Annotated in this window: 30 protein-coding genes and 1 tRNA gene; 19 read left to right on the top strand and 12 right to left on the bottom strand. The window is 71.7% G+C overall.

Annotated elements, in window-relative coordinates:
• The first annotated feature begins 75 nt into the window (after positions 1-75).
• The 5 genes from I2W78_RS28225 to I2W78_RS28205 all read left to right on the top strand — a co-directional run bounded on the left by I2W78_RS28225 (position 76) and on the right by I2W78_RS28205 (position 4,114).
• The gene (locus I2W78_RS28225; RefSeq protein WP_196463062.1) at positions 76-753 is read left to right on the top strand and encodes a nitroreductase; all 678 of its coding nucleotides are present in this window, start codon (positions 76-78) and stop codon (positions 751-753) included.
• A 26-nt stretch (positions 754-779) separates the two neighbouring features.
• A complete protein-coding gene (locus I2W78_RS28220; protein WP_230886692.1) occupies positions 780-1,934 on the top strand; it encodes a macrolide family glycosyltransferase in 1,155 nt (384 codons plus the stop codon).
• Positions 1,934-2,422 carry a hypothetical protein gene (locus I2W78_RS28215; protein ID WP_196463060.1) on the top strand — a complete coding sequence of 163 codons (489 nt, stop codon included), beginning with the start codon at positions 1,934-1,936 and terminating at the stop codon, positions 2,420-2,422. The genes I2W78_RS28220 and I2W78_RS28215 overlap by 1 nt, the downstream gene beginning before the upstream one ends.
• Positions 2,419-3,357 (top strand): hypothetical protein, encoded by a 939-nt coding sequence (locus I2W78_RS28210; RefSeq protein ID WP_196463059.1) that lies wholly within the window; start codon positions 2,419-2,421, stop codon positions 3,355-3,357. Before I2W78_RS28215 ends, I2W78_RS28210 begins: the two co-directional genes overlap by 4 nt.
• A gap of 85 nt (positions 3,358-3,442) precedes the next feature.
• The gene (locus I2W78_RS28205; protein ID WP_196463058.1) at positions 3,443-4,114 is read left to right on the top strand and encodes an O-methyltransferase; all 672 of its coding nucleotides are present in this window, start codon (positions 3,443-3,445) and stop codon (positions 4,112-4,114) included.
• A gap of 9 nt (positions 4,115-4,123) precedes the next feature.
• Here I2W78_RS28205 and I2W78_RS28200 read toward each other — a convergent pair whose 3' ends face one another.
• Complete coding sequence (locus I2W78_RS28200; RefSeq protein ID WP_196463057.1) at positions 4,124-4,516, bottom strand: FHA domain-containing protein; 393 nt, start codon at positions 4,514-4,516, stop codon at positions 4,124-4,126.
• 98 nt (positions 4,517-4,614) lie between these two features.
• Here I2W78_RS28200 and I2W78_RS28195 point away from each other — a divergent pair, with 98 nt between their 5' ends.
• Positions 4,615-5,025 (top strand): DnaJ family domain-containing protein, encoded by a 411-nt coding sequence (locus I2W78_RS28195; RefSeq protein WP_196463056.1) that lies wholly within the window; start codon positions 4,615-4,617, stop codon positions 5,023-5,025.
• A gap of 4 nt (positions 5,026-5,029) precedes the next feature.
• Here the strand turns inward: I2W78_RS28195 and I2W78_RS28190 are convergent, their stop codons facing one another.
• Together I2W78_RS28190 and I2W78_RS28185 are read right to left on the bottom strand one after the other, a co-directional pair.
• A complete protein-coding gene (locus I2W78_RS28190; protein ID WP_196463055.1) occupies positions 5,030-5,551 on the bottom strand; it encodes a hypothetical protein in 522 nt (173 codons plus the stop codon).
• Positions 5,552-5,556: 5 nt separating this feature from the next.
• The gene (locus I2W78_RS28185; RefSeq protein ID WP_196463054.1) at positions 5,557-6,216 is read right to left on the bottom strand and encodes a hypothetical protein; all 660 of its coding nucleotides are present in this window, start codon (positions 6,214-6,216) and stop codon (positions 5,557-5,559) included.
• Between the two features lie 103 nt (positions 6,217-6,319).
• Here I2W78_RS28185 and I2W78_RS28180 point away from each other — a divergent pair, with 103 nt between their 5' ends.
• Positions 6,320-6,802 carry a GNAT family N-acetyltransferase gene (locus I2W78_RS28180; RefSeq protein WP_196463053.1) on the top strand — a complete coding sequence of 161 codons (483 nt, stop codon included), beginning with the start codon at positions 6,320-6,322 and terminating at the stop codon, positions 6,800-6,802.
• A 400-nt stretch (positions 6,803-7,202) separates the two neighbouring features.
• Here the strand turns inward: I2W78_RS28180 and I2W78_RS28175 are convergent, their stop codons facing one another.
• Complete coding sequence (locus I2W78_RS28175; protein WP_196463052.1) at positions 7,203-9,254, bottom strand: MDR family MFS transporter; 2,052 nt, start codon at positions 9,252-9,254, stop codon at positions 7,203-7,205.
• A gap of 233 nt (positions 9,255-9,487) precedes the next feature.
• On the opposite strand from I2W78_RS28175, the gene I2W78_RS28170 reads away from it, so the two are divergent.
• On the top strand, positions 9,488-10,396 hold the full coding sequence (locus I2W78_RS28170; protein WP_196463051.1) for a peptidoglycan-binding domain-containing protein: 909 nt from the start codon (positions 9,488-9,490) through the stop codon (positions 10,394-10,396).
• Between the two features lie 371 nt (positions 10,397-10,767).
• Here the strand turns inward: I2W78_RS28170 and I2W78_RS28165 are convergent, their stop codons facing one another.
• Both I2W78_RS28165 and I2W78_RS28160 read right to left on the bottom strand, forming a co-directional pair.
• A complete protein-coding gene (locus I2W78_RS28165; RefSeq protein ID WP_196463050.1) occupies positions 10,768-11,427 on the bottom strand; it encodes an HAD-IA family hydrolase in 660 nt (219 codons plus the stop codon).
• A 170-nt stretch (positions 11,428-11,597) separates the two neighbouring features.
• Positions 11,598-12,179 (bottom strand): TMEM165/GDT1 family protein, encoded by a 582-nt coding sequence (locus I2W78_RS28160; protein WP_196463049.1) that lies wholly within the window; start codon positions 12,177-12,179, stop codon positions 11,598-11,600.
• Between the two features lie 399 nt (positions 12,180-12,578).
• On the opposite strand from I2W78_RS28160, the gene I2W78_RS28155 reads away from it, so the two are divergent.
• From I2W78_RS28155 to I2W78_RS28135, 5 genes are all read left to right on the top strand, one after another.
• Positions 12,579-13,223, top strand: coding sequence for an HNH endonuclease family protein (locus I2W78_RS28155; RefSeq protein WP_196463048.1), 645 nt, complete (start codon positions 12,579-12,581; stop codon positions 13,221-13,223).
• Between the two features lie 121 nt (positions 13,224-13,344).
• Positions 13,345-14,985, top strand: a complete 1,641-nt coding sequence (locus I2W78_RS28150) for an alkaline phosphatase D family protein (protein WP_196463047.1) — start codon at positions 13,345-13,347, stop codon at positions 14,983-14,985.
• A gap of 160 nt (positions 14,986-15,145) precedes the next feature.
• Positions 15,146-17,062, top strand: a complete 1,917-nt coding sequence (locus I2W78_RS28145; protein WP_196463046.1) for an FAD/NAD(P)-binding protein — start codon at positions 15,146-15,148, stop codon at positions 17,060-17,062.
• Positions 17,063-17,146: 84 nt separating this feature from the next.
• On the top strand, positions 17,147-17,611 hold the full coding sequence (locus I2W78_RS28140) for a DoxX family protein (RefSeq protein ID WP_196463045.1): 465 nt from the start codon (positions 17,147-17,149) through the stop codon (positions 17,609-17,611).
• 133 nt (positions 17,612-17,744) lie between these two features.
• Positions 17,745-18,362 (top strand): DedA family protein, encoded by a 618-nt coding sequence (locus I2W78_RS28135; RefSeq protein ID WP_196463044.1) that lies wholly within the window; start codon positions 17,745-17,747, stop codon positions 18,360-18,362.
• 4 nt (positions 18,363-18,366) lie between these two features.
• On the opposite strand, the gene I2W78_RS28130 is transcribed toward I2W78_RS28135, so the two are convergent.
• The 4 genes from I2W78_RS28130 to I2W78_RS28115 form a co-directional block, all read right to left on the bottom strand.
• A complete protein-coding gene (locus I2W78_RS28130; RefSeq protein WP_196463043.1) occupies positions 18,367-18,600 on the bottom strand; it encodes a DUF2277 domain-containing protein in 234 nt (77 codons plus the stop codon).
• 168 nt (positions 18,601-18,768) lie between these two features.
• Positions 18,769-19,134 (bottom strand): iron chaperone, encoded by a 366-nt coding sequence (locus tag I2W78_RS28125; RefSeq protein ID WP_196463042.1) that lies wholly within the window; start codon positions 19,132-19,134, stop codon positions 18,769-18,771.
• A gap of 9 nt (positions 19,135-19,143) precedes the next feature.
• Positions 19,144-20,031: an NAD(P)H-binding protein gene (locus tag I2W78_RS28120; protein ID WP_196463041.1), complete on the bottom strand. Its 888-nt coding sequence runs from the start codon at positions 20,029-20,031 to the stop codon at positions 19,144-19,146.
• On the bottom strand, positions 20,028-20,459 hold the full coding sequence (locus I2W78_RS28115) for a nuclear transport factor 2 family protein (RefSeq protein WP_196463040.1): 432 nt from the start codon (positions 20,457-20,459) through the stop codon (positions 20,028-20,030). The genes I2W78_RS28120 and I2W78_RS28115 overlap by 4 nt, the downstream gene beginning before the upstream one ends.
• A 118-nt stretch (positions 20,460-20,577) precedes the next feature.
• Here I2W78_RS28115 and I2W78_RS28110 point away from each other — a divergent pair, with 118 nt between their 5' ends.
• The 4 genes from I2W78_RS28110 to I2W78_RS41755 all read left to right on the top strand — a co-directional run bounded on the left by I2W78_RS28110 (position 20,578) and on the right by I2W78_RS41755 (position 23,348).
• The gene (locus I2W78_RS28110) at positions 20,578-21,189 is read left to right on the top strand and encodes a TetR/AcrR family transcriptional regulator (RefSeq protein WP_196463039.1); all 612 of its coding nucleotides are present in this window, start codon (positions 20,578-20,580) and stop codon (positions 21,187-21,189) included.
• A gap of 466 nt (positions 21,190-21,655) precedes the next feature.
• The gene (locus I2W78_RS28105; protein WP_230886688.1) at positions 21,656-22,648 is read left to right on the top strand and encodes an endonuclease/exonuclease/phosphatase family protein; all 993 of its coding nucleotides are present in this window, start codon (positions 21,656-21,658) and stop codon (positions 22,646-22,648) included.
• A gap of 81 nt (positions 22,649-22,729) precedes the next feature.
• The gene (locus tag I2W78_RS28100) at positions 22,730-23,080 is read left to right on the top strand and encodes a hypothetical protein (protein WP_196463037.1); all 351 of its coding nucleotides are present in this window, start codon (positions 22,730-22,732) and stop codon (positions 23,078-23,080) included.
• Positions 23,081-23,273: 193 nt separating this feature from the next.
• Positions 23,274-23,348 carry a 50S ribosomal protein bL37 gene (locus tag I2W78_RS41755; RefSeq protein WP_109542219.1) on the top strand — a complete coding sequence of 25 codons (75 nt, stop codon included), beginning with the start codon at positions 23,274-23,276 and terminating at the stop codon, positions 23,346-23,348.
• 24 nt (positions 23,349-23,372) lie between these two features.
• On the opposite strand, the gene I2W78_RS28095 is transcribed toward I2W78_RS41755, so the two are convergent.
• Both I2W78_RS28095 and I2W78_RS28090 read right to left on the bottom strand, forming a co-directional pair.
• Complete coding sequence (locus I2W78_RS28095) at positions 23,373-23,630, bottom strand: hypothetical protein (RefSeq protein WP_307783818.1); 258 nt, start codon at positions 23,628-23,630, stop codon at positions 23,373-23,375.
• A gap of 194 nt (positions 23,631-23,824) precedes the next feature.
• Positions 23,825-23,899: transfer RNA gene (locus I2W78_RS28090), tRNA-Val, on the bottom strand.
• Positions 23,900-24,122: 223 nt separating this feature from the next.
• On the opposite strand from I2W78_RS28090, the gene I2W78_RS28085 reads away from it, so the two are divergent.
• Positions 24,123-25,025 (top strand): DUF4097 family beta strand repeat-containing protein, encoded by a 903-nt coding sequence (locus I2W78_RS28085; RefSeq protein ID WP_196463035.1) that lies wholly within the window; start codon positions 24,123-24,125, stop codon positions 25,023-25,025.
• A 74-nt stretch (positions 25,026-25,099) separates the two neighbouring features.
• Positions 25,100-26,488: a hypothetical protein gene (locus I2W78_RS28080; protein WP_196463034.1), complete on the top strand. Its 1,389-nt coding sequence runs from the start codon at positions 25,100-25,102 to the stop codon at positions 26,486-26,488.
• Positions 26,489-26,611 lie beyond the last annotated feature (123 nt).

Genomic DNA, 26,611 nt, shown 5'->3' with positions numbered 1-26,611 from the left:
CAATGCGAGAAGGTATTGAGTGATACTATCGTAGGTGAAACGGAGGGGGTCGCGCTGGACAGGAGGTAGGCGACCGTGGACGTCTACGAGGCCGTCAGGAGTCGACGGGCGGTGCGGGCATTCACCGACCGGGATGTGCCGAGGGAGGTGCTGGAGCGTGTGCTGTCCGCCGCTGCCTGGGCGCCGTCGGCGTCGAACCTCCAGCCCTGGCACGTCTTCGTGGTCACCGGCGCGCCGCTGGCCGAGCTCAAGAAGCTCAGCGGTGAGCGCCTGGCCATGGGTGACGCCTGGGACGAGCCGGAGTACCAGCAGTACCCGGCCGAGCTGAAGTCCCCGTACCGCGACCGCCGGGCCGCCTTCGGCGAGCAGCGCTACGGCGCACTCGGCATTCCCCGCGAGGACCTGGAGGCGCGCCAGCGGGCCGCTGCCGCGAACTGGGACTGCTTCGGGGCGCCCGCCGCCCTGTTCTGCTACATCGACCGCGACATGGGCCCGGCCCAATGGTCCGACGTCGGCATGTATCTGCAGACCGTCATGCTGCTGCTTCGCGCCGAAGGGCTGCACAGCTGCCCGCAGATGGCATGGGCCAAGTTCCACAGGACCGTGGCGGAGGTTCTGTCACCGCCGGACGAGCTCATGCTGTTCTGCGGTATGTCGATCGGGTTCGAGGATGTTGGGGCTGACCGCTCGCGTACGGGGCGGGCGCCGCTCGATGAGACGGTCACGTTTGTTCCGGGCGGGGACGCCCTGTGAGTACCGTCGCGTTTCTCAATATCGCGATGCACGGGCGCGTCAATCCGACGCTGCCGGTAGTGGCCGAGCTCGTCCGGCGCGGCCACTCCGTCACGTACCACACCTCGCCCGCGTTCCGTGGGGAGGTGGAGGCGGCCGGCGCGAGGGTCCTGCTGTATCCCGGGGGCGACCAGGCGCTGCCGGATCCGCCGACGCCAATCGCGTTGATCGAGGGGCTGGCGGGCGCGGCTGTCCGCCTGCTGCCCTCGGTGCTCGCCGATCTGCGTCGTGTTCGGCCCGATCTGATCGTTCACGACAACGCCTGTCCGTGGGGCGCGGTCGCCGCCCGCGAACTGAAGGTGCCGGCGGCGTCGTCGTTCACCACGTTCGCCTTCAATCGGCAGGTGCCCAGCCCCACCCGTGGCTCGTGGGAGCTGCTGGCGGCGGCGGTGACGAGAGGATGTGGGGGCCTGGGCTATCTGCGGTCGCGGTGGGGGTTGCGGCGTCGGTTCGACGCGGGTGGGCTGCCGTGGGTTGATTTGGGCAACATCCGCCAACCGCTCAATCTGGTCTACACCTCGCGGGCGTTCCAGCCTGGCGTGGAGGAATTCGACCGGGCGTATCGGTTCGTCGGGCCAAGCATCGGCGCCCGGCCGGACGATCCGTCGTTCCCGGCCGATCGGCTCCGGGACCCCGTGCTGTACGCGTCGCTGGGCACGGTGTTCAACGCCGACCCGCGACTGCTGCGCAGCTTCGCCACCGGGCTCGCCTCACTCGGTGGCTCGGTGATCCTCTCCACCGGGCAGACCGATCCCGACGCGCTGGGCCCGTTGCCGGACCATGTGCTCGCCCGCCGTTTCGTCCCGCAGCCGGAGGTGCTGGCCCGGGCGGCGGTATTCGTCACCCATGGCGGGATGAACAGCGTCAACGAGGCCATGTACGCCGGCGTCCCGATGCTGGTGGTTCCGCAGGGCGCCGACCAGCCGATGGTGGCCCGCCGCGTCGTGGAGCTCGGCGCCGGCCTGTCCCTCCGTACCCAGGACGTGACCATGGGCTCCGTGCGTTCCCTCGCCGGGCGCCTGCTCCACGACCCCCGGTTCCGGGCGGCCGCGGGCGCCCTGCGGGTCGCCCAGCACGAGGCGGGTGGCTACCGGCGAGCCGCCGACGAACTCGAGCGGTACCTGCGGCTCGGGACTGCGTGATGTCACTCGCCGTCGTCTTCCTGCTGCTGCTCGCCGGGGTGTCGGAGGCCGCCGGGCGCATCGTGCCGCTGGCCGTGCGCCGACCCGGCATGCCGCGGCCTCTGGTGGCCGGGCTGCTGGTGGCCGGTGGCCTCGTCGAGGCCGCTGTGTTCGCGCTGTGGCCGCTGACCGCCTGGAATGTGGCCGAGCTGGTGCTGTCCTCCGCGCCGCCGGGCGAAGGGGTCGCGTGGACACCGGACCTCGTTGCTCCGCTCGTGCTCGCCGCCGTCCTCGCGTTCCCGTTGCTCGGGCCCCTTCTTCACCTGTTGCTCTTCGTGGGGGTCGGGGCCGGTCTGGCCGGCCCGCTCGCCGCGGCGACCGAGCTGGGCTGGTGGGGCGCCGCCGGTTGCGTGGCCGTCGCCGGCGTCGGGCTCGGGGTCGCCGTGGAGGCCGTTCGGCGTCTGGTCGTGGGGATCAGCGCGACCGAGGGGCGGAAGTCGACAGCGTGAACGATTTCCTGATCTGGGGCGGTGGGCTGGGGCCGGTTCTGATCGCCGAGGCCCTGCTGGCGCGCTACGAGGTGCTGGCCTACGGCGCGGGCTGGCGGGCGCCCCTCACCGAGCTCCCGGGGGGCCTGCCCTACGCCCGGGGCGCGGCTCCCGACCGCCCCCCGGCCGCCTACCTCGTCTACCTGGACGGCATCGGCAAACGCCGCGTCCGCGACAGCCGGGACGGCGGCCAGTTGGTCAAGGCCTTGCTCGCCGGGGCGCCGGAGCTGCGGGTGCTGGGTCAGGTGCAGCCCTACTCGCCGCTGGCCGAACCGCTGGCCGACCGGCCGGTGTGGGCGTGGCTGCGCCGGCGCGTCGGGCTGCTGCTGTTCCTGCACAACGTCATGCAGATCTTCGTCGCCGCCGACCACCGCTACCGCCCCCTGTACAACCGTGCCGTCGGCTCCCAGATCGCCACTCAGCTCCGGCTCGCCGGCTACCGGCCCGGCAGCGGTGTCCCCGTGGTGCTGCTCAGCTACAGCGGCGGCGCCCAGGTGGCCACCGGCGCGGTGGACGAACTGCACACCCGGCTGCACGCCCCACTCCTGCTGATCACGCTGGGTGGGTTCCACAACGGCGCCAACGACATCACCCGTGCCGCGCACCTGCATCGGCTGACCAGCGCGAGCGACCGGATCGAGCGGGTCGGCACCTGGATCTTCCCGCAGCGACGGCGGCTGTTCCACGCAAGCGGATGGAACCGGGCCCGCCGCGCCGGGAAGATCACCGAGCATCGGCTCGACCCGGCCACCCATGTCGGGCCGGGCAGCTACATCAGCGCGACGGCTCGGTTGCCCGACGGCCGCAGCCACCTCGACCGCACCGCCGAGACCGTGATCGGGATCGTCCGCGCCCACCACGGCGAGCCGGCGGCGACCGACGACCTGTTGCCATGAGGACCACGGCGTGCCGCCCTCACGGTGGCACCAGCGTGGGACGATGAGATTCGTCGTGTGATCGGGCAGAGGAGAGGCAGGGCGCATGAGCGAGTCGCAGATCTGGGACGCCGTCGACGAGTACTTCACGACCCACCTCTCCCACGACGACGAGGCCCTCAGGGCGGCCCTGCGCGACAGCGACGCGGCCGAGCTGCCGCGTGCCAACGTCACGGCACCCCAGGGCAAGTTCCTGCAACTCCTCGCCCAGATGCAGGGTGCCCGGCACATCCTGGAGATCGGCACGCTCGGCGGGTACAGCACCATCTGGCTGGGCCGCGCCCTGCCGGCCGACGGCCACCTGGTCTCGCTGGAGTACAGCCCGAAGCACGCCGAGGTCGCCACCCGCAACATCGCCCGGGCGGGCCTCGACAAGCTTGTCGAGGTGCGCGTCGGCGCCGCCCTGGACTCGCTGCCACAGCTCGCCGACGAGAACCCGCCGCCCTTCGACCTGGTCTTCATCGACGCCGACAAGGCCAACAACGCCCACTACGTGGAGTGGGCGCTGAGGCTCACGCGCGCGGGCAGCCTGATCGTCGTCGACAACGTCGTCCGTGGCGGCCGCGTCGCCGAGGCGGACAGCTCGGCGCCGGACGTCCAGGGCACCCGCGCCGCCATCGAGATGATCGGCTCCCACCCGAGGCTGGACGGCACGGCGATCCAGACGGTGGGTACCAAGGGCTACGACGGCTTCGCACTGGCGCGCGTCCTCGGGTGACGCCGTACGTCAGGCCTCGTGGTAGAAGCCGACGTTGACGCTGCGCGGCCCGGTGCGGTCCTGGATGACGATCTCGCCGTTGCCGCCCTTGGGCAGCGGCATCGTGCCGCCGTAGGCGAGCGGCTGCGCGTACTCGCCGGACATCAGCCGAACCTCGGAGGACGGGTCCGGCTGTGAGCCGCGCAGCCAGCTCACCTGCCAGCCGCCGTCCGGCCCGCACAGGAACTCCAGGTGCACCCGCGAGACGAACAGCCAGTCCTCGGGCGTGACGAGCCGGCACACGGTCCGGTCCCGGCCCACCCGCAGCACCGTTCCCGGCTCGCTGGGCGCATCGGCCATGAGCATGCCGGCCGTGGCGCCCGCTTCCGTCCCGGAGACCGAGGCCATGGTCAGTTCGAGCACGTGCGCTCCCTTGCAACGTCCAGATCCGGCAGCCCTGTTGACCTGCCGCCGCCGCATGATAAATCGCCCGGCGTGGCGGCGTCCGGCACAATGGCCTCATGACCGAGCGAAAGCCACCGGGCGTCAGCTTCGAGTCCTGGACCGACAAGCAGATCCGGGACGCGCAGACGCGCGGCGACTTCGCCCAGCTGCCGGGCGCGGGCAAGCCACTGCCGAAGGAGGTCGAGGAGACCTACGACGAACAGTGGTGGATCAAGCGCAAGTTGGCCCGCGAGGGCCTCTCGGTCCTGCCGCCCACCCTCGCCCTGCGCAAGGAGGCCGAGGACGCGCTGCTCGCCGCGCTGCGGGCGCCGTCGGAGCGGCTCGTGCGGAAGATCGTCGAGGACGTCAACGTCAAGATCCGCGACGTCATGTTCAAGCCGCCGCCCGGCCCCCCGCTGGGCCTGAAGCCGTACGACGTCGACGATGTCGTACGCCGGTGGCGCGAGGGCCGGGCGGCGGCCGAATAGCCGCTCAGTGGCGCAGCAGCCGGTCCGCCAGCTCGCGGTAGTCCCGCAGGGCGAGGCGGAGTTGTTCGGTGTCGCTGGTGGCGGGGGTGGCCTCGTCGGTCGCCTCCCAGGACCTGCGCAGCGTACGCCGCCGCTGGGTCACGGCGTCCGTGAACCGGGCCGCGATCTCCTCCAGCACATGGTCCGCCTCCTCGATGGCGGCCCGAGGACCGTCCACGAAGGAGGACACCGCCTGCTGCATCCGCAGCTCGAACTTGTCGGTCTCCTCGTGCGGCAGCAGCCGGGCCATCCGGGAGGTGGGCGCGGAGGGATCGGCCGGACCCCTGTCCGCCCCAGCAGCCGCACGAGCCCCTCCAGCCTCAGCCGCCCCTCCGGGCCCCACACCGGACTCCCGCAGCGGGCCGCCGGTCCCTGGAGCCTCGCGCGCCGTACCTCCGGTCTCCCGGGCCGTCCCCGGCACCGCCTCACCGGTGCGATCGGGCTCGGGCGGCTCACCGCCACCCATGGGCCGTGTCACGTCGGTCATGTGCCTCAACTCCCCTTCGCGTGGCGCCCGAAGGCCCACGGCAGATGCAGACGTCCGGGGCCCGCGTGAGCCGGTGTCCTGGTCCGTTCGGCGGGCGGACGCCCCTGGTGGTCGTCGCGCGTCGGACGCAGCAGGTCGTCGAACAGGGCGCGCGCCTCGACCATGGCCTCGCGCATCTCCTCGGTGGCGGTGTCCGATGCGCCGCTCACCCCGGCGATGCGGTGAACGCGCCGGTATCCGTGCACATGGTCCGCGTGGTGCACGGACAGCGCGGCGAGCTGCTCCTCGTACTGCCCGCCGTCCGGGAAGCCCCGGACCCCGGCCAGCTCGGCCAGCAACTGGTCCGCCTCGGTCACGGCGGCCTGCGGCGACTCGACGAAACGCTCCTGGGCGGCCGTCCAGCGGGCCTCGAACCGCTCGCGCTGCGCCGGTTCGAGCGGCCGCTCACGCAGCTTGCCGTGCCGCTCCACGCGCTCGGCGAGCTCACGCTCGGCAGCCGCCGCATCCCCGTCGTGCCGGGCCACGGTCCGGTCGTACTCGGGCCCGAAGCGCCGCCTCAGGTCCCGTCCGCCGCCCGCGCCACGGCCGCGCAGGGTCAGGGCGGCCACGATGAGGGCGACCGCCGCCACTATCACGATCAGAGCAATGATCCAGCCAGTGGACATGAATGCCTTCCGGGTTCTCGACCCACCGACCCATCCCCGGGCCGGTTCGCTGACCGGGTAGCCCACACACCCCCACCCAAACGACGCCCCCGACAATGCCCCCATGACCTGGACGATCACCCCGGAATCCCCCGACTCCCCCGACGCCGTCGCACTCTGGCGGGCGTACTACACAGAGGTGAGCGACCGCTGGTACCTACTCCACCAGGGCCACCCGACCGACCCCGCCGAACTGGAACGCGAGATCGCCGCCAACACAGGCGACGACATCACCCACCTGCTCCTCGCCCGCTACGAGAACAAACCGGCCGGCACAGCAGCCATACGCCTGACCCCCGACCCGACCACCGCCGAACTCACCCGCGTCTTCCTCCTCCCCCACCTACGCGGCAGGGGCGGAGCCACCCGCCTGGTCACCGCCGCCGAGGAGGCCGCCCGCACCCTGGGCACCACCCGCATGATCCTCGACACCAGAACCGACCTCGTAGAGGCACGAACCCTCTACACCCGCCTCGGCTACGAGGAAACGGAGCCGCACAACACGGCCCTCTACGCCGAACACTGGTTCAGCAAGCGACTCACCTGACCCCACGAGACAGCCGCACTCGCCCACGGCGGGAAGGGGCCGTGTCGGGGGGTGTCCGCCCGCAGCGGTTGGCGCGTCAACCCGGGCAAGTTGGTAAGTGACCGATTCCGCGCCGTTCCGAGGACGGACACCCCCCGGCGCGGCCCCGCACCACGACGAACCGTAAGCGCTACAGCAACCACGGGCCGCCGCAGGCGCGACAGCAACCCCCACCAAACCCGAGCAGGCGCTACAGCAACCCCACCGAACCCGCACAGGCCGCCGCAGGCACTACGCGCACCCCCACCAAACCCGAGCAGTCCGCCGCAAGCGCGACAGCAACCCCCACCAAACCCGAGCAGTCCGCCGCAAGCGCTACAGCAACCCCCACCAAACCCGAGCAGTCCGCCGCAGGCACCCCTCACCCAAACCGCACCCCCACCCGCCCCTCATGCGGCTGCTCCCGATCCGACCCACACAACTCCTCGTTCAACTCCCGCACAAGCTGCACCAGATCAGTAGGCCGCTCCGGCCCCCACCAGTCCCCGAGCAACTCCGCCAGCGACTCCTCCCGCGCCCGCGCCAACCGCTCGGCCACCACCCGCCCCTGCTCGGTCAGCACCAGATCAAGCCCGTCCCGCACAGCCAGCCGACGTTCCTCCACCTGACGGGCCCCGTCGAGGATGACCCCCAGCGGCACGGCACTGCGCTCCGCGAGCACCCCCGGCTCCACCCGCCCATACCTCTTGATCCGCAGCAGCAGCCAACTCGCCGCCGGCACAAGCTCGTACCCCGCACGCGCGGTGATCTTCCGGTACACCTCGTGCCGCCCCTCCCGCGTCCCGAGCACCGACAACGCCCGGCACACCTCGTCGTACGACGACCGCTCCACCGGATTGCTGGCCAGCGTCTGGCTGACATCGGGCGCGGTGACAGACACCCGCAACCGGTCCTCCTTCAGGAACCACGCCAGCACAAAGCCGAGGAACGCGACAGGAGCCGCGTACAGAAACACATCCGTGATCGCCGACGCGTACGCATCCAGCGCCCGCCCCCGCAGCTCCCCCGGCAGCTCGGCAATACTCCGCGGATCGGCCTCCAGCCCCTCGATCGACACACCCCCCGGCAGCGGCACACCACGGAAAGCGGACGCCAGCTGATCATCGAGCCGCCCCGCGAAGACCGCACCGAACACCGCGACCCCGAACGCCGCCCCGATCGACCGGAAGAAGGTCGCCCCGGAGGTGGCGACGCCCAGATCCCCGTACGGCACCGCGTTCTGCACGACGAGCACCAGCACCTGCATGACCAGCCCGAGCCCGAAACCGAACACGAACAACGAGCCGCCGATCACCACGTCGGAGCTGTGCTCGTCGAGCTCGTCGAGCAGCAGCAGCCCGATGGTGGTGACAAAGGTCCCCACGATGGGAAAGACCTTCCACCGCCCGGTCCTGCTGACGATCTGCCCGGACCCGGTCGAGGCCACCAGCATCCCCAGCACCATCGGCAGCATGTGCACACCCGACAAGGTGGGCGAGACACCCTGGACGACCTGAAGAAAGGTCGGCAGATACGTCATCGCACCGAACATCGCGAACCCGACGATCAGACTGATCGCGGCCGCGAGGGCGAACGTGCGGACACGGAACAGTTTCAACGGCAGCACAGGCTCCGCCGCCCGCCGCTCCACAGCGACGAACCCGACCACCAGCACGCCCGCCAACACGGCCAGCCCCACGATCTGCGGGGAACCCCACCCCCACGTGGTGCCGCCGAGCGAAGCGACCAGCACCAGACAGGTGGCGACACCGGCGATGAGAAAGGTGCCGAGATAGTCGATGACATGCCGGGTCGCCACACGCGGCGCACGCAGCACGCTCGCGATCACGGCAAACGCGACGACCCCCACCGGAAGGTTGATGTAGAAGACCCACCGCCAGCTCAGATGCTCGGTGAACACCCCACCCAGCAACGGCCCGAGCACACTCGCCGCCCCGAACACCGCACCGAACAGCCCCTGATACCGACCACGATCACGCGGCGGCACGAGATCCCCGACGATCGCCATCGACAGCACGATCAGCCCGCCCCCACCCAGCCCCTGCACCGCGCGGAACGCGATGAGCTGCGGCATGTTCTGCGCGATCCCGCACAGCGCGGAGCCGACCAGAAAGATCACGACAGCGGCCTGGATCAGCCGTTTCCGCCCGTACTGGTCACCGAGCTTGCCCCACAGCGGCGTCGCGGCGGTCGAGGCCAGCAGATACGCGGTGACCACCCAGGACAGATGCTGCAATCCGCCGAGCTCGCTGACGATCGTCGGCAGCGCGGTCGCCACGATCGTCTGGTCGAGCGCGGCGAGCAACATGCCGAGCAGCAGCGCACCGATCGACACGAGCACGTTCCCGGGCACCTGCTCCTTGTCCACGGCACCCGGCACCTGCGCGGCCCTGCCACGCGCTTCCCCGACCATGCACACCTCCGAGGCTGCCCGGCCCGCGAGCCGTCATCCCCTCCATCGTGGGCGGTATGGCCCGTTATGGCCTGTCGAGCCACAAGGCCCGCCGTCGGAGTCCCGCTACGAGGCGGCCGGAGGCGGCCATTCCGACACCATTCCGACGCGATTCCCGGGGCTCCCGGAACAGGATGCGCACGGGATCTGCATAATCTCTGGGACCACTGGGCCGCGAGGGGAGGGACGGACGGGTGGCGAAGCCGAAGGGACACCAGTGCCCGGAGTGCGGGGCGCCCAGGGGGGCGGACAACACCCCGTCCTGCGCCTGCGGCGAACGCGCCGCCGAAGCCCTGCGCGACGCGCGCACGGCGGAACAGGCGGCGGCGGAGGACTTCGACCCGCTGCGTATACGCCCCTACGTGGCGCTGGACGCCACCACACCGGACACGCCGACCGAGGCAGGACCCCCGGCGGAGCTGACCCTGCCGCTTCCCCCACTGCCCCAGCCACCCGCTCCGCCCACCACGGAGGCCACGGAACCCGAAGCACGCCCCCGCACCTCTCGCCGCCGCACGGCACTGCTGGCGGCGTCCGGCGCGGTGATCACGGTGGCCGCGGCGGCCGGCTTCGCGAGCGGCCTGTTCTCGTACGAGCCCCCGACCCGCGACGGCGCGGCTCCGGAGTCGGTACGGGAAGCAGTCCCGCAGGCCCGCACGACACAGCCGCAGCCGAACCCGAGCCCCACCGCAACAACCTCGTCGGGGACGACCCCGACGCCGCAGCCCCTGTCTCCGACACCCACCCCAACCCCAACCCCGCCCCAGACGCTCACCACACCCCCGGCGTCCCCGACTCCCTCCCTCACCCCGCCCCAGTCGCCCCCACCCACGGCTCGCACCACGGACTCCCTGACACCCTCCGACCGCGACGAGCCCGCCCCGACCCTCCGCGAAGGCGACTCCGGCCCCGAGGTCACAGAGCTCCAACTCCGCCTGCGCCAGCTGTACCTCTACAACGACGACCCTCACGGCCACTACACACGAGAGGTCGAGCACGCCGTGCGCAACTACCAGTGGGCACGCGGCGTACAGACCGACGAACTGGGCGTCTACGGCGAGGAGACCAGGCAGAAACTGGAGTCGGAGACGTCGGAGCCCTGACGCCGACGGATCGGCGAACCCGGCGCTAGTCCAGGGAAAGCACGACGTATCCGAGGGCGACCACGACGACCAACCCGACGACGACCAGGACCATCACAGCCGCGGCAAGGAGACCTGTCACACCGGCAATCGCCGCCCAACCCCACCGTGCCGCCCGCTGCCCTGCTGGACCGCATCCCGGCAGTCCCTGTCGTCACACCACTCGTGATCGCTCACGGCCCCCCGAGGCACGCATCCCTACCCCACCGGCCCCTACCGGAACGAAACCCGAAGCCGCCGCCCCCACCGGCCCCTACCCGAACAAAACCCCAAGCCGCCGCCCCGCCGACCGCTACCCGAAGCCCCCACCGACCCCCATCCGAGGTCGGCCCCTACCCGAACGAAACCCGAACCTCCCCATCCCCCACAGCCTCGACCCGCACCCCACTCAGATCCCCCACCAGCACATCCGGCCGATGAACCGAGGCCCGCGCCCCCACCCCCACAACGCGCATCCCCGCAGCACGCCCCGCCGCGATACCCGCCCCGGAGTCCTCGAAGACCAGACAGTCCGCGGGAGCCACCCCCAGCTCGGCGGCCCCCTTCAGGAACCCCTCGGGATCGGGCTTGCTCGCGCCGACGGACTCGGCGGTCACCCGTACGTCCGGCAGCGCCAGCCCCGCCGCGGCCATCCGCGCCGTCGACAGCGGCACATCCGCCGAGGTGACCAGCGCGTGCGGCAGCCCGCGCAGGGACGCCAGGAAGTCCGCCGCACCGGGGATGGCGACGACGCCGTCCATGTCGGCGGTCTCCTCCGCGAGCATCCGGGCGTTGTCCGCCAGGTTCTGCTCCATCGGGCGGTCGGGCAGCAGTACCGCCATCGACGCGTACCCCTGCCGCCCGTGCACGACCTTCATGACCTCGTCCCCGTCCAGCCCGTGCCGCTCGGCCCACCGTCGCCAGATGCGCTCCACGACGGCGTCGGAGTTGACGAGGGTGCCGTCCATGTCGAGCAGGAGGGCGCGGGCGGTGAGCACGGTGGTGGCCGTCATCGGCAGCTCCAGAACGCGGGTGAGGGGCGGCGAAGGCGCCGGCCCCGGGGAACAAGGCGGCCCCGCCCGCCGGTCAGGGAAAACGGGCGGGAGCCACTTTGTTCCTCTACGGTACAAAACAAGCCGCGCTCCCGCCACCGCCGTAGCCAAGCCTTCACCTACCGTTCAGCTCAGCCGGCCACGGCCTCCCACAGGCTCCACACACCGAGGGCCAGCATCAGCATCGCCGCGATCTTCGTGATCAGCCCCAGCGGCACCCGCTTCATCAGCGCCCTGCCGCCGACGATGCCCAGTCCGGCCACCGTCCACAGCGCCAGCACCGCACCCAGGCCGACGGAGAGCGGATCGTCGTACCGCGCCGCGAGATTCGCGGTCATGATCTGCGTGAGATCGCCGAACTCGGCGACCAGGATGAGCATGAACCCGGCCCCGGAGACCTTCCAGAAGGACTGGTCCTGAGGCCCCCGGATCTCCTCCTCGCCGTCGTCCCTCTTCATCAGCAGCATCGCCGCGCCGCCCAGGAAGAGCACACCGGTCAGCGCGTGCACCAGCTGCTGCGGCAACAGCGTCAGCACACTGCCCGCCGCGACGGCGAGCGCGACATGCAGCGCGAAGGCGGCGGCGACCCCGGCGAAGACGTACGAGGCGCGGTAACGGGTGCCGAGGACGAGCCCGGCGAGTGCGGTCTTGTCGGGCAGTTCGGCCAGGAAGACGACGCCGAAGACGAGCGCCGTGACGGTGAGGCTGATCAAGGTTCCTCAATCGGTCGGGGCCACCGGCCGAGAGTCGTGGAGCGAACATCAGACCTCGGCACGGCAGCACACGTGGCACCCGTGCCGTAGGGCACGGGCGTGTACTGCTTGCCGAAGGTCTCGCTGGCCGACCTCGTCATCGAGGCCCGCCTCCGGGCGCCGGCTCAGACTCCTGGACGGAGCGGGCTGAGCAGTATGTCGACGGTCCGGCGAAGAGCTACTCCCCTTCTGCGCCCCCATGGTACGCGACGGCCCGAAAGCCGAAAGTTCGGTCTTGAACCTTGTCGTGTCATGCACGCGTCACTAACTTCTCATCGAACGCACACCCGTTCGCAACACGGCACCGACAGCATTCCCTCGCTCGCACGCCAACACCCCCACACTCCAAAGGGAGTTCGCATGCCCAGGTTCTACGCGCGTCGACGGCTCAGCATAGTCGCGGCGATCAGCGCCTTCGCCGCCTCCGTCGCCCTGTTCAACGCCCCGACCGCCTCCGCCGCCCTCCCCACCCCGGTCAGCGGCGCCACCGCCCGCTCCTACCTCGCCCAGCTCACCGTGGCGAGCGAGGACCGCACCGGCTACAACCGCGACCTCTTCCCGCACTGGATCACCCAGTCCGGCGCCTGCAACACCCGTGAGACCGTCCTCAAGCGCGACGGCTCCGGCGTCGTCACCGACTCCTCCTGCGCCGCCACCAGCGGCAGCTGGTACTCCCCGTACGACGGCGCCACCTGGTCCGCCGCCTCCGACGTCGACATCGACCACCTCGTCCCGCTCGCCGAGGCCTGGGACTCCGGCGCCGACAGCTGGACCACCTCCCGCCGCCAGTCCTTCGCCAACGACCTGACCCGCCCGCAGCTCATCGCGGTCACCGACAACGTCAACCAGGCCAAGGGCGACCAGGACCCGGCCACCTGGATGCCGTCCCGCACCGCCTACCGCTGCACCTACGTGCGCGCCTGGGTCCAGGTGAAGTACTACTACGACCTCTCGGTCGACCCGGCCGAGAAGAGCGCGCTCACCAACTACCTGGCCTCCTGCTGAGCCACCGCGCGAATTTCCGGCGCGGAAACCTGCCCGCCGGCCTCCGTCGTTCCGTACCGTACGGGGCGACGGAGGAGGCGCGCCGCGTGGCGGGCCGACCAGAGAAAAGGCGGGCGAACACGTGGCGGCACTGCGCCTGGGACCACTGCTGAGATACGTCGACGGATCGACCGCGACCGTCTGGGTCGAGGCGACCCGCCCGTGCACCGCCGAGGTGCGCTGCGCCGACGGCGCCCACGGCACGGCCCGCACCTTCCAGGTCGCGGGCCATCACTACGCGCTCGTGCCGGTGACCGGCCTGACGGCCGGGACGACCACGGAGTACGAGGTACTGCTCGACGGCACGCGCGTGTGGCCGCTGCCCGACTCGCCGTTCCCGCCCTCCGTGATCCGCGCCGGGTGGGCCGAGGACACCGTCCGCGTCGCCTTCGGCTCCTGCCGCTGGGCCGCGCCCCCGGCCGACGGCAAGGACCCGGTCGGCCCCGACGCCCTGGACACCCTGGCCGCCCATGTCGCGGCCGACCCCACGGCCGAACGCCCGGACGTCCTGCTGCTCCTGGGCGACCAGGTCTACGCCGACGAGACCTCCAAGGCCACCCAGCGCCGGCTGGCCTCCCGCCGCGACCTGAAGGAGCCACCGGGCAGCGGGGTGGCCGACTACGAGGAGTACACCCAGCTCTACTACGAGTCCTGGCTCGACTCCGAGGTCCGCTGGCTGCTGTCCACCGTGCCCACCTGCATGATCTTCGACGACCACGACGTCATCGACGACTGGAACACCTCCGCCTCCTGGCTCGCCGACATGCGCGCCACCGACTGGTGGCAGGAGCGGGTGGTCAGCGGCCTGATGTCGTACTGGGTCCACCAGCACCTGGGGAACCTCTCCCCGGCCGAACTGGCCGCCGACCCGCTCTACGCGGCCGTACGGGACACCCCGGACGCCACCGAGCTGCTGCGCGCCTTCGCCACCGAGGCCGACGCCGACCCCACGTCCGTGCGGTGGAGCTACCGGCGGGACTTCGGGCGCGTCCGGCTGCTGATGGTCGACACCCGCGCGGGCCGTGTCCTGGCGGAGGGCAAGCGCGCGATGCTCGACGCCGGGGAGGAGGCGTGGCTGCGCAACGAGGCGCTGGACGAGCCCGGGTCGTACGACCATCTCCTCATCGGCAGCTCCCTGCCCTGGCTGCTGCCGCACCTGATACACGACGCCGAGGGATGGAACGCCGCGCTGTGCCGGGGCGAGAAGGGCGCGCGCTGGGCACGCTGGGGCGAGACGATGCGGCGAGCGGCGGACCTGGAGCACTGGTCGGCCTTCCCGGAGTCCTTCGAGGCGCTGGCGGCGCTGGTCGCCGAGGCGGGCTCGGGCGACGGGGCACCGGCGAGCGTGTGCGTGCTGTCGGGAGACGTACATCACGCGTACGTGGCCGAGCCGGAGTGGCCTTCCGGCGGGCCGGACGCGCGTGTGCTGCAGCTCACCTGCTCGCCGGTGCACAACTCCATCCCGCTGGTGCTGCGGATGGGCTTCCGGTTCGGCTGGAGCGGCGCGGCGCGTTTCCTGGGCCGCCGGATCGCGGGGCACGGCAAGGTGCCGCAGCCGCCGATCGACTGGCGCTGCACGGGCGGGCCCTGGTTCGGCAACCAGCTCATGACGCTGACGCTGAACGGGCGTTCGGCGCGGCTGCGGCTGGAGCACGCCGAGGAGGACGGGCGGGGCGGAGCGCGGCTCACGACCGTGGAGGAGTCGGTTCTCACCACCGCATGAGGGACATCTGAGGTGCATCCGGGACCTGTGGGACGCGCGTTGGCTTCTGGTGTCCCCGACGGCATGATGAGGCGAGCCGTCCGCTTCCCGCGGGCGGTTCGCCGCACTGCGCCCCACCTGCCCGGGAGTCACCGCTTTGTCTGCACCGACCGCGGAATCCATGTCGGAGGCCTCCATATCGGGGGCTTCGCCGGTCTCCATCGCGATGGTCGGTGCCGGGCCACGCGGCACCAGCGTGCTGGAGCGGCTGTGCGCCTCCGCCGCCGAACTCCTCCCGCCGGGCATGGCGCTGACGGTCCACGTGATCGACCCGGCACCGCCCGGCCCCGGACGCGTCTGGCGCACCGCGCAGTCGGCCGAGCTGCTGATGAACACGGTCGCCTCGCAGGTGACGTTGTTCACGGACGAGAGCGTGGACTGCTCGGGTCCGATCCGCCCGGGCCCGAGCCTGTACGAGTGGGCGGGCGGTGCGCTGGGGCCCGACGACTACCCGACCCGGGCGCAGTACGGCCGCTATCTGGAGTGGGTGTTCGCGCGGGTGGTGCACAACGCGCCGCCCGCGGTGCGCGTCGAGACCCACGCGGCCCGCGCGGTCCGGCTCGACGACGGCCCCGACGGCCGTCAGGTCCTCGCGCTGGACGACGGCCGGGTGCTGACCGGGCTCGCGGCCGTCGTCCTCGCGCAGGGCCATCTGCCGACGGCACCGGACGCGGAACAGCGGCAGCAGGCCTCGTACACCGCCCGGAACGGCCTGCGGTACATCCCGCCCGCCAATCCGGCGGACGTCGACCTGACCCCGCTCTCCCCCGGCGAACCGGTGCTGCTGCGCGGCCTGGGCCTGAACTTCTTCGACCACATGGCCCTGCTGACCACCGGCCGCGGCGGCCGTTTCGTCGGCGGTGAGGACGGACTGCGGTATGTCCCCTCCGGCCGCGAGCCGCGCCTGTACGCCGCCTCCCGGCGCGGCGTCCCGTACCAGGCGCGGGGCGACAACGCCAAGGGGCCGTACGGCCGTCACGAACCCCTCGTCCTCACCCCGGAGGTGATCGGGGGCTTCCGCAAGCGCGCGGACTCCGGGGACGCGCCCGACTTCCTGGCGGAGATATGGCCGCTGGTGGCGAAGGAGGTCGAGACGGTCTACTACGCCGCGCTGCTGGGCGGGTACGCCGCTCCACCGGGCGGGCCGCGCGCGTTCGTCGATCGCTACCTCGCCGTTGCGCACGGCGACCCCCAGGAGGCCCGTCTGCTGGACGAGTTCGGGGTTGCGGCCGCCGACCGCTGGTCCTGGGAGCGAATATCGCGGCCGTACGCGGGGCGTACCTTCGACGGGCCCGGGTCCTGGCGGGACTGGCTGCGGTCGTATCTGCGCGAGGACGCCGCCCAGGCCGCGCTGGGCAATGTGCGCGGCCCGCTGAAGGCGGCCCTCGACGTGCTGCGCGACCTGCGCAACGAGATCCGGCTGATCGTCGACCACGCCGGCCTGACGGGCGTGTCCCGCCGGGACCACCTGGACCGCTGGTACACCCCGCTCAACGCCTTCCTCTCCATCGGCCCGCCCCGGCGCCGCATCGAGGAACTGGCAGCGCTGATGGAGGCCGGGGTGGTGGAGGTGCTCGGGCCACGGCTTCAGGTGCGGTGCGCGGACGGGGCGTGGGTGGCGCACTCGCCGGAGGTGCCGGGCTCGGCGGTGCGGGTGACGACTCTCATAGAGGCGCGGCTGCCGGAACCCGACCTGCGGCGCACCGGCGACGAGTTGCTCGCCCGGCTTCTGGAGTCCGGGCAGTGCCGGCCGCACACGGTCGACGGGTACGAGACGGGTGGGCTGGACGTGACCCGGCGCCCGTATCGCCTGATGGACCGTCAAGGTAGGCCGCACGAAAGGCGGTTCGCGTTCGGGGTGCCCACGGAGGGGGTGCACTGGGTGACGGCGGCGGGGGCGCGGCCCGGGGTGGACTCGGTGACGCTGTCGGACGCGGACGCGGTGGCGCGGGCCGTGCTGCGCACGGTGACGGACGTCGTGACGGACGTACGGACGACAGCAAACCGACAGGTTGTTGAAGTTGCAAGTACTGCGTGAGGTTGCCTACGCTCGGCTCCTGTTCGATTACATCCACGACAGGTCAGCCGTGACCTGTCGTGTCCGACCGTAGGAGCCCCCCACATGACCGCACGCCTCAACAGCGCGCAGCCGTACGTCCTCGGCCTGTTCCGGATCGTGATCGGCCTGCTCTTCCTCTGCCACGGTGCCGCCAAGCTCTTCGGGGTCCTCGGTGGCGCCGACGGGCAGGGCGGGACGGTGTCCGTCGGCACCTGGCCCACCGGGTACTCCGGCGTCATCGAGCTCGTCGGCGGCGCCCTGGTCATGCTCGGCCTCGGCACCCGGGCCGCGGCGTTCATCGCGTCCGGCGCCATGGCGTACGCGTACTTCAAGGTCCACCAGCCGGGCGCCCTGTGGCCGATGGAGAACGGCGGCGAGTCCGCGGCCCTGTTCTGCTGGGCCATGTTCCTGCTGGTCTTCACCGGCTCCGGCGCCCTCGGCCTGGACGCCCTGTTCGCCCGGCGCGGTGGGGCCGAGCGAAGCCCGGAGACGTCGAAGGAAGCACAGCAGTCGCCGCTCGCGGCCTGACCGGACGCAACGGGGAGTCGTGTGGTCGGTACGGGAGTGAACATCCCGTACCGACCACACGAGCCCCCCGTGAACCTTCTGTCACACCCCAGGCGTACGCTGTGTGGCTCACGGGGGATGACGGGGAGTAGCGGTGCTGGAGAGTGTGGGGTCACTGACAGGCAGTCCATGGATCTACGCCATGGTGGGCGCGTCAATCCTGCTCGACGTGTTCGTTCCGGTACTGCCGAGCGGGGTGCTGGTCATCATGGCGGCGACGGCGGCCGCCGCGGGCTCGGGCGCGACGACCGGTCAGGTCCCCGCCGACGTCCCCGACATCCTGCTCCTCACGCTCTGCGCCACCACCGCGTCCGTGCTGGGCGACCTGGTGGCCTACCGCCTCGCCTGGCGCGGCGGCGCCCGCCTGGACCGCGCGCTGGCCCGCTCACCCCGCCTGAGCACCGCGCAGGAACGTCTCGGCATGGCCCTGGCCCGAGGCGGCGGCGCCCTGGTCGTCCTGGCCCGCTTCGCACCGGCCGGCCGCTCGGTCGTCTCCCTCTCCGCCGGCGCCGCCCACCGCCGCCCCCGGGACTTCGTCCCCTGGTCGGCCCTGGCCGGCCTCACCTGGGCCACGTACAGCGTCGCCCTCGGCTACTTCGGCGCCCACTGGCTGGGTACGACATGGCTGGCGACGGGCGTCTCGGTCCTGGCGCTCTTCGGCGCGGGCGCCGCGGCGACGTACCTGATGCGCCGGCCGAGGACGTCGGCGTAGCGCCCTACCCCGCCTTACGAGCCGCGCCCTGCCCCCGCACCTCCAACCCGTCCAGCAACTCCGCCGTGGCCTCGGCGATCACATCAACGGCCCGATCGAAAACCTCCTGGTTGTGCGCGGCAGGCACCCGAAACCCGGAAACCTTCCGCACATACTGCAGAGCGGCGGCCCGGATGTCGGCCTCAGTGGCCTCCTCGGGCAACACAGGCGGACGAAGCGTCTTGATGCTGCGGCACATGCCCCCAGTCTCCCGCCTGCCTCCGCCACCACACCACCCTCTGCGCGGTGTGGGGTGTGGTGGGGCTGAGCCGGTGTGGGACGTGGTCCGGCTACGCGGTGTGGGGCGTGGACCGGCTCTACGCGGTGTGGGGCGTGGTCCGGCTGCTTCCCGTCGCGTGATCCGCGCTCAGCAGATCTGCCCGGGCCCGGCGGCCGTGGCCTTCAGCAGGTCGCTTACCAGATCGAAGTCGATCAGCTCGGGCTTGCGGAACCGCAGGCAGCCCTTGCCCATGTCCTGCCCGGCCAGCCGCTCCTCGAAGGCCTCCCGGACGTCACTGCGCATCAAGTAGAAGGAGATGTACTGCTTCTGGCTGGCGAAGGCGATCTCGGCGGTGCCGTCCCGCTCATAGGCGGGCATGCCGTACGCCATCACCTCACGGAACCCGGCCAACTCCCCCCGGCACAGCGCCCGCAGCCGGCTCAGCGCCTCCCGGCGATCCTCCGGCACCTCGGCGAGATACGTGTCGACGTCTTCGGCCTTGCTCTGCACCATGGCCCGAGCCTACCGAGGGCGGGTCCGCTCCACATGGGGCCGCTCCACGTGGGCCCGCTCCACATGGATCCGCTCCACATGGGCCTGCTCCACATGGGCGCGGAAGCTGCGCGGTGGGCGGCCGGTGAGGCGCCGCACGGTGTCGGTGGTGCGGTCCTCGGCGCCTTGGGCAATCGCCCGGTCCAGGTCGGCGAGCACGGTGGCGAACTCGTACGGCATGGTCGCCGCGAGGCGGTCGCGCATCTGCTCGTAGCCCAGCGGGTGGTGGGCGACCGTACGCCCGGTGACCTCGGTGAGGACCGCGGCGACCTCCGCATGGCTGAGCGCCTCCGGGCCGGTGATGACCAGGTCGGCGTCGGGTGCCTGGGCGTCGGTCAGCGCGTGGGCGGCGACGGCCGCGATGTCGTCGGCGTCGACGAACGCCACGCGCCCCTCGCCCGTCGCGGTCCGGATGACGCCCTCTTCGCGGATCGTGCGGGCGTGTTGGTGGTCGCCGGTGAAGTTCTGCATGAACCACGAGGGCCGCAGCACCGCCCACTCGTCGAACAGCGCGGGCAACGCCTGGTGCACCTGCCCGACGGCCGGACCTCCGGCGGGAATCGCCGAGGAACTGAGCAGCACGGCCCGGCGTACGCCCGCCGCTCGCGCCTGCTCCAGGAAAGGGAGCATGACGTCGGCGGGTGCGGCGGTGGCCAGGGGAGGGACGAGGTAGACGCGGTCGGCGCCGCTGAGCGCCTCGCCGTGGGTGGCGGGGTCGTACCAGTCGAAGCGCACCGCTCCCGGCCCGGTGGTGGCCCGTCGGCCTGCCGCCCTGACCGCGACTCCGCGCGCGGCCAGCTGTGCGCACACGCGGCTGCCGGTGGTGCCGGTGGCTCCGAGAACCAGGGTCGTGGTCATCGGTCGCCCGCCTCCGTGAAGTCGGCCGTGCCGTCCTGGGGGAGGGCGAGGGGGTTCCAGTAGTCGCGGTAGTGCGTGATCCGGCCGTCGGTGACCGTCACGACGGCGATGTACGTCATGTCGTAGGGCGCTCCGCTCTTCACCAGCCGTCCCACCCCGCGCATCTCGACCACGATGGTCCCGGGGTCGTCGGTCCGGTGGATCTTCAGGTCGGGGAAGTCCTGGAGGTCGATGTGGTCGGGGTAGCCGCGCATGTAGTCGGCGACGGCGGCCTTGCCCTCCAGCCGCCTCGGCCACCCCGGGGGCGCGAACGGGAACTCGAACACTCCGTCGTCGTCCCACAGGTCGACCCAGGCGGGGATGTCCTTGTCGAGCAGCAACCGCAGGCCGTGGCGGTACAGCTCCGCGGGCTGGGTGGGTGTGGTCATGGGTGTCCCCTCGGATACGATACGAGACTATGCGGACCGGCGGTCCGCTTACCGGCCCCCAAGATACGGACCGGCGGTCCGCTTATGCAACCGGCAACTGACCTCTGGAGGATGTGGCGTGCCCGAGCGCAAGCCCCGTGCGGACGCCGCGCGCAACCGCGAGGCCGTACTCGCGGCGGCGGACCGGCTGTTCGCCGAGAGCGACAGCCCCGAGCAGGTGACCATGGCCCACATCGCGGCCGCCGCCGGCGTCGGCAAGGGCACGCTCTTCCGCGGCTTCGGCGACCGCCCGGGCCTGATCCGGGCCCTGTACGACGCCCGGCTCGAGCCGATCCGCGAGGCCGTCACGGCCGACCCCCGCCCCCTCGGCCCCGACACGCCGCCCCTGGAACGCGTCCCCGCCCTCCTCGACGCCCTCCTGTGCTTCAAGCTCGACCACCGGCACCTCTCCCTCGCCCTGGAGGAGGCGGGCGCGGGCAACAGCCCCTACCGCACCGAGCACTACGACTGGTGGCACGCCACCCTCCGGGACACCCTGGACCGGCTTCCCGACTTCCCCGGCAGCGACTTCACCGCTCACGCCCTGCTGGCGGCGGTCCGCGCCGACCTCGTCGACCACCTGGCCGGCCCGCGACACCTGCCCCGAGAGCACCTGCGGGCCGAACTGGCCGCGTTCACGGCGAGGGTCCTGAGCGGAGCGAGCTCGGTGGAGGTACAGACGTTCCAGTAGTGCGGTCAGACACCGGTAGTGCGGTCAGACGGCGGCGGGCACTTTCGGCGCGGGCGGTCTCCGCGCGGGCAGGTCCCCACACGGGCGGTCCCCACACGGGAGGTCCCCACACGGGAGGTCCCCACACGGGCAGGTCTCCGCGCGGGCAGGTCTCCACACGGGCAGGTCTCCACACGGGCAGGTCTCCACACGGGCAGGTCTCCGCGCGGGCAGGTCTCCGCGCGGGCGGCGGGGGCGCTGTGGGCGGCGAGGGCGCTGTGGGCGTTCGCGGGGTCGGTCGGCGATTCCGCACATCAGCGGGAACGCCCCGGCCGGAGGCGAGTGACGCTGCGCTGCGTGTCGCCGATGGCGCTGAAAGGCAGAAACTGAATCACCCGCCGGCTCGTCTTGGGGAGCGAGGGCTAGCGGATGGGCGGTGATGATGGAGCGGGCGGAGAGCGGTGTGACGTCGACGGTGAAGACAGCGATGCGGCGCCGGGCCGGGCGGCGGGTCCCGGGCCCGGACTCCACGGGGGACGCGTGGGGCCGGTCGGCCTGGTGGCGGCGGGGGCGGGTACTCGCCGCGCTGGCGGTGCTGACCGCCGGGCTGCTGGTGTCCCACCGGGCGGTGCCCAACTCCGTGGGCCGCCTGGGCAGCCTGCTGGAAGCCTTCCTGCCGTGGCTCGGCCTGGCGGTCGTGGCGCTGCTCGGCCTGGCCCTGCTGCGCCGTTCGGCTCTCGCGTTGGTGGCCCTGCTGCTGCCTGTGGCGGCCTGGACGTACCTCTTCGGCGGACTGCTCCTGCCCGCGGCGAAGCCCGGCGCGCACGATCTGGTCGTGGTGCAGCACAACGTCAGCGACGAGAACACCGACCCGGCGGGCACGGCCCGCGCCCTGGCCGGCGCCGGGCCCGATCTCATCGCGCTGGAGGAGCTGGTGCCCCCGGCGCTGGCGGTCTACGAGAAGACGCTGGCTCCGGACTACCCGTATCACGCGGTTCGAGGCACGGTCGGGCTCTGGTCGAAGTTTCCGCTCACCGGTGCCCGGCCGGTGGACATCAAGCCCGAGGAGATCACGGAGTCCTGGAGCCGCGGGCTGCGGGCCGTGGTCCGTACGCCGCACGGCGACATCGCGGCGTACGTCGCACATCTGCCCTCGGTCCGAGTCGGGGCGAGCGGCCTCGCCTCCTCCCGGCGCGACGAGAGCGCCGGCCTGCTGGGCAAGGCCATCGCCGCGGAGAAGCTGAGAACGGCGATCCTGTTGGGCGACCTCAACAGCACCGTCGACGACCGTGCGCTGGCCCCGCTGACCTCACGGATGAACGTCGCGGAGCGCGGCTTCGCCTTCAGCTTCCCCGCCGCCTTCCCGCTGGCCCGGATCGACCAGGTCATGGCCCGTTCTGCGACCGTGGACGACATCCACACCCTGCCCGCGACCGGCAGCGACCACCTACCGGTCGCTGCCCGCATCGCTCTGGACTGAAGGACGCTCAGCCACACCCGTTCGCATGAACCGCCACAAGAAACTCGCCACTCGAAATCGAACAGGCGTAGCATTACTGCCGTGGCTACGACCTACGACTTCCCTAGCGACCTCCGCGCCGGTCAGGAGGAGCTGCATCAGGTCCGGGCCGAACTGTCGGCCCTGCTGAAGCGGCTCCCCTGGTCGGTCGTGCCCCTGGACGGCTTCAGCGACGCGGGCGCCTGGCGCAAGATCGAACGCCCCGCCTCCCCCGGCTGGACGGCCGACGAGCAGGCCGAGGTCGAGAAGCTCCGCCGCCGCGAACGAGAACTCGCGATCTTCGTCAGCACCCACCGCTACTGGTCGGAACTCACCGGCCCCGACCGCGTGGACGCCCGAGCCAAGCTGAAGCACGCGCAGGAGACACCGCCGGACAGCGAGCGGGACGACTGAGGCGAGGACACACCGGAGAGCACCACTGCCTGGCGGAAAGAAGCACCCCGCCGAGTGGGACGCCCTTTCGCCACACAGGTGGCGGCGCCGACATGGCTTGGGCCACGGTGATGCGGACGCAACAGGCCAAATTTAGACTGGCGAAGGCATGGAAAGTCCTGCATCAGAAAGTCCTGCATCAGGGAGAGATGCCATGTCCAAGCGAGGCAATAAGCGACGCGGACGCAAGAAGAAGAAGGCCAACCACGGCAAGCGTCCCAACGCCTGAGCCGTCGGCCGTGGTCACACCAGGTCAGATTGAGTTGGCCATCAGCGCTGCGGTGGGTAGGAATACGCCCAGGACGCTGAGCAGCCAGTAGTGGTGCGCTGCGAGCTGGGTCCGGCGGGCAAGGGGTCGATTGGCCAACCACCACAGAAGCGCGCACGCTGCGATGACGGGCCCGAAGACCGCCAGACCTACAGCCAGACCGTCGTTCTCCGTCGGCTCCCGCGTGGTCACTCCAAGGTCGGCGAGCGGCCAGTTCGCCGCGAGGTACCACAGCATCCACATCGGAATCACACCTGGGATCCCAAGGAGCACATTCAGGCCCAGGGCTGCGTACCAACGTCCGACCATCCCCGCCCCTCACGCCGCATGGGCCCACTTGTCTCACGTAACCGGCGGCTGCGAACAGCCGAGAAAGATCAAGGCCCAGGTTTCCGGGAACCTACCCGCTGACCTGGGCCTTAGTCGTGTCCTGCGACTGGTGGGCGCGGACGGTTTCGAACCGCCGACATCCGCCTTGTAAGGGCGGCGCTCTACCGCTGAGCTACGCGCCCAGGACGAGTCGACAGCCTACCTTGCCAGGGGCACTGCCCTGCAAACCCGTATCGGCGGGGTGATGTGGGGAGGGGTCGGTTGGGCCGGGGGTTAACCCCACCCCGAATCCGGGCGTGGCCCGGATCCCCTGGTGGAGGTCGGGTCCGTACCGTCGAGGAGTCGCCATCCCGCTGCTCCGACCGTACGGGAGGCGTTCCGCAGCCTGCCTCAGGGAGATCCGTCATGGCCCGTACCGCGTCCGCGTCCGCGTCCGCTTCCGTGTCCGCCCGCGCCGCCGCCGTCGCCGGTGCCGTCGTGGTCGTCGTCGCGGGCGTCACCGGCTGCGGTGCGGCCGCCGGGGACGACCGGGAACCCGAGCGGCGGTCCTTCCCGTTGCAGGGCTCCACCCTCACCGTCGACTCCGACGACTCCGCCCTGGAACTCGTCGCGACGGACACCGCCCCCGAGGGCCGTATCCAGGTCACCCGCTGGTTCGAGGGCTCGGTCGTCATGGGCGAGGACCCGAAGGTGACCTGGACCATGGACGGCGACCGACTGGTGCTGCGGCTGAGGTGCTCCGGCTTCGTCGCCGACTGCTCGGCCAGGCACCGCATCGAGGTACCGCGCGGCGTCGCCGTCGAGGTCGAGGACGGCGACGGCAGCGTGCGCGCCGGCGGCTTCGAGGAGGCGCTGAACATCCGAACCGGCGACGGCTCCGTCCGCGTCGACGACACCACCGGCGCCGTGAAGGTCCACACCGGCGACGGCTCCGTCCGTGTCGACAACACCACCGGCGCCGTGAAGGTCCACACCGGCGACGGCTCCGTGCGCGTCGACGACGCGACCGGCCCGCTGGACCTGCGCACCCAGGACGGTTCCATCCGCGCCGACGTCACCTCTCGTCAGGTCCGCACCCACACCTCCGACGGCTCCACCCACCTCGAACTCGGCGCCGTACCCGACCTGGTGGACTCCCGCAGTGGCGACGGCTCCGTCACCGTCTCGGTGCCCCGGGCCACCTACCGCGTGTCCGCCGAAACCGGCGACGGCGCGGTCGAAGTGGCCGTGCCCCGCGACGATTCCAGCCGGCACGTCGTCTCCGCCCGCACCGGCGACGGCAAAGTCACGGTCCAAATGGCGAACTAACCGCCCCGTGTGTTCGTCCTTAACCGGTGGGAGAATGACACCGGGCAGGGCGGATGACAGCACGGGAGAGGGATGTGACGGCGACACCACCTCAGCCGGACTCGCCGTCGATGCAGCCTGCCCGCTCGCCCCGGGTGTCCACCGCCATACGTGACACCCTCACCCTCCTCTCTCTGCCCCTCGTCGCCGCTCTCGTGCTGCCCGCCGCGTTCACCGGCGGCGGCACCCGGCGCTGGTTCGGCGGGCGCGCCGAGAGCCAGCGTGCCGAGGCGCAGGCCGCGAAGGACGCCGCCGCGGCCGCGTTCTACGAACTCGACACCGCCCAGCGCGATCTGCGCATCTCCATCGAGACAATCGCGGCCGTCGACGACTCCCCCGCCGCCCGCCGCGCCGCCGCCGACTTCGAGGCGCTCGGCCGCCGCATCGACGAGGCCAGCCACCGGTACATCAACGCCGTCGACGCCCATGACCTCGACCGCGACGACCTGGAGGCCTCGGCCGCCGCCCGCGCCCGCACCGAGCTCACCCAGGCCAAGGACGAGCTCGGCCGGGTCAAGCAGGACCTGGACCGATTCGCCGACGGTCTCGGCCCCCTGCTCGGCAAGGCCGAGACCCAGCTCGCCCGCCTGGCCCCGGCCGTCGAACGCGCCCGCCAGTCCCTGCTCGCCGCCTCGAACGCCCTGGACACCGTACGAGGGTCAGGGCTGAAGGCGGACGATCTCGCCGCCCGTCTCGCCGCCCTCGCCCCCGAGCTCACCAGGCTGAACCAGGGCGCCGGCCAGCACGGCGTCCCCCAGACCCTGGAACGGGCCGAGCGCGTCGCCCGGGAGGCCGAGGCCATCCGCGCGGAGGCCGAACGGCTTCCCGAGCGGGCCGCCGAGATCGACCGCCGCCTGGTCTCCCTGCGTACCCGCGCCCAGGCCCTGACCACTCGCGCCGGCCAGGTTGAACCGGTCCTCAGCGAGCTGCGCCGACGGTTCACCGTGGCCTGCTGGCAGGACCTCCAACGCGTCCCCCAGCAGGCCGCTGAGAGCGTCCGCCAGGCCGAGCTGAAGCTCACCGAGGCGCAGACGGCCCGCCAGGCCCAGCGCTGGCCCGACGCGACCTCCCTGCTGTCCACGGCCCGGGCCCTGCTGAACTCCACCGACGAGGCCGTCTCGGCCGCCGGCGACCGCCTCACGCGGCTGAATGCCGTCCAGAAGGACCCCCAGCAGGAAATCGAACGGACCCGGTTCGCCATCCGGGACGCCCAGCGGCTCGCCATGACCGGCCGCAACACCCCCGATCCTCGTCACGCCCGCCCCTTGGACGACTCCGTCGCCCGGCTGGAGCGTGCGATCGCCACCCTGGACGGCCGTCACCCGGACTACTGGCACTTCCTGACCGAGACGGAAGCGGTCCGGCAGACGGTGGCCCGAGTCGTCACGCAGATCCGGGAAGAGCGCGGCGCCACGGCCCACTGACCCGCCCGGCTTGCCGCCCCTGAGCTGGGCCGAAGCCTGGATGTCACCTCCTTGTGTTGCCCACCCGGGCTGGGCGGGCAGATATTGAAGGGAAAGGGACGCACGGCCTCCGCTATCGCCCTG

Origin of the sequence: Streptomyces spinoverrucosus, assembly GCF_015712165.1 — a bacterium.
GTDB classification, from domain to species: Bacteria; Actinomycetota; Actinomycetes; order Streptomycetales; family Streptomycetaceae; genus Streptomyces; species Streptomyces spinoverrucosus_A.
This window is presented reverse-complemented; position numbering and strand designations above follow the sequence as displayed.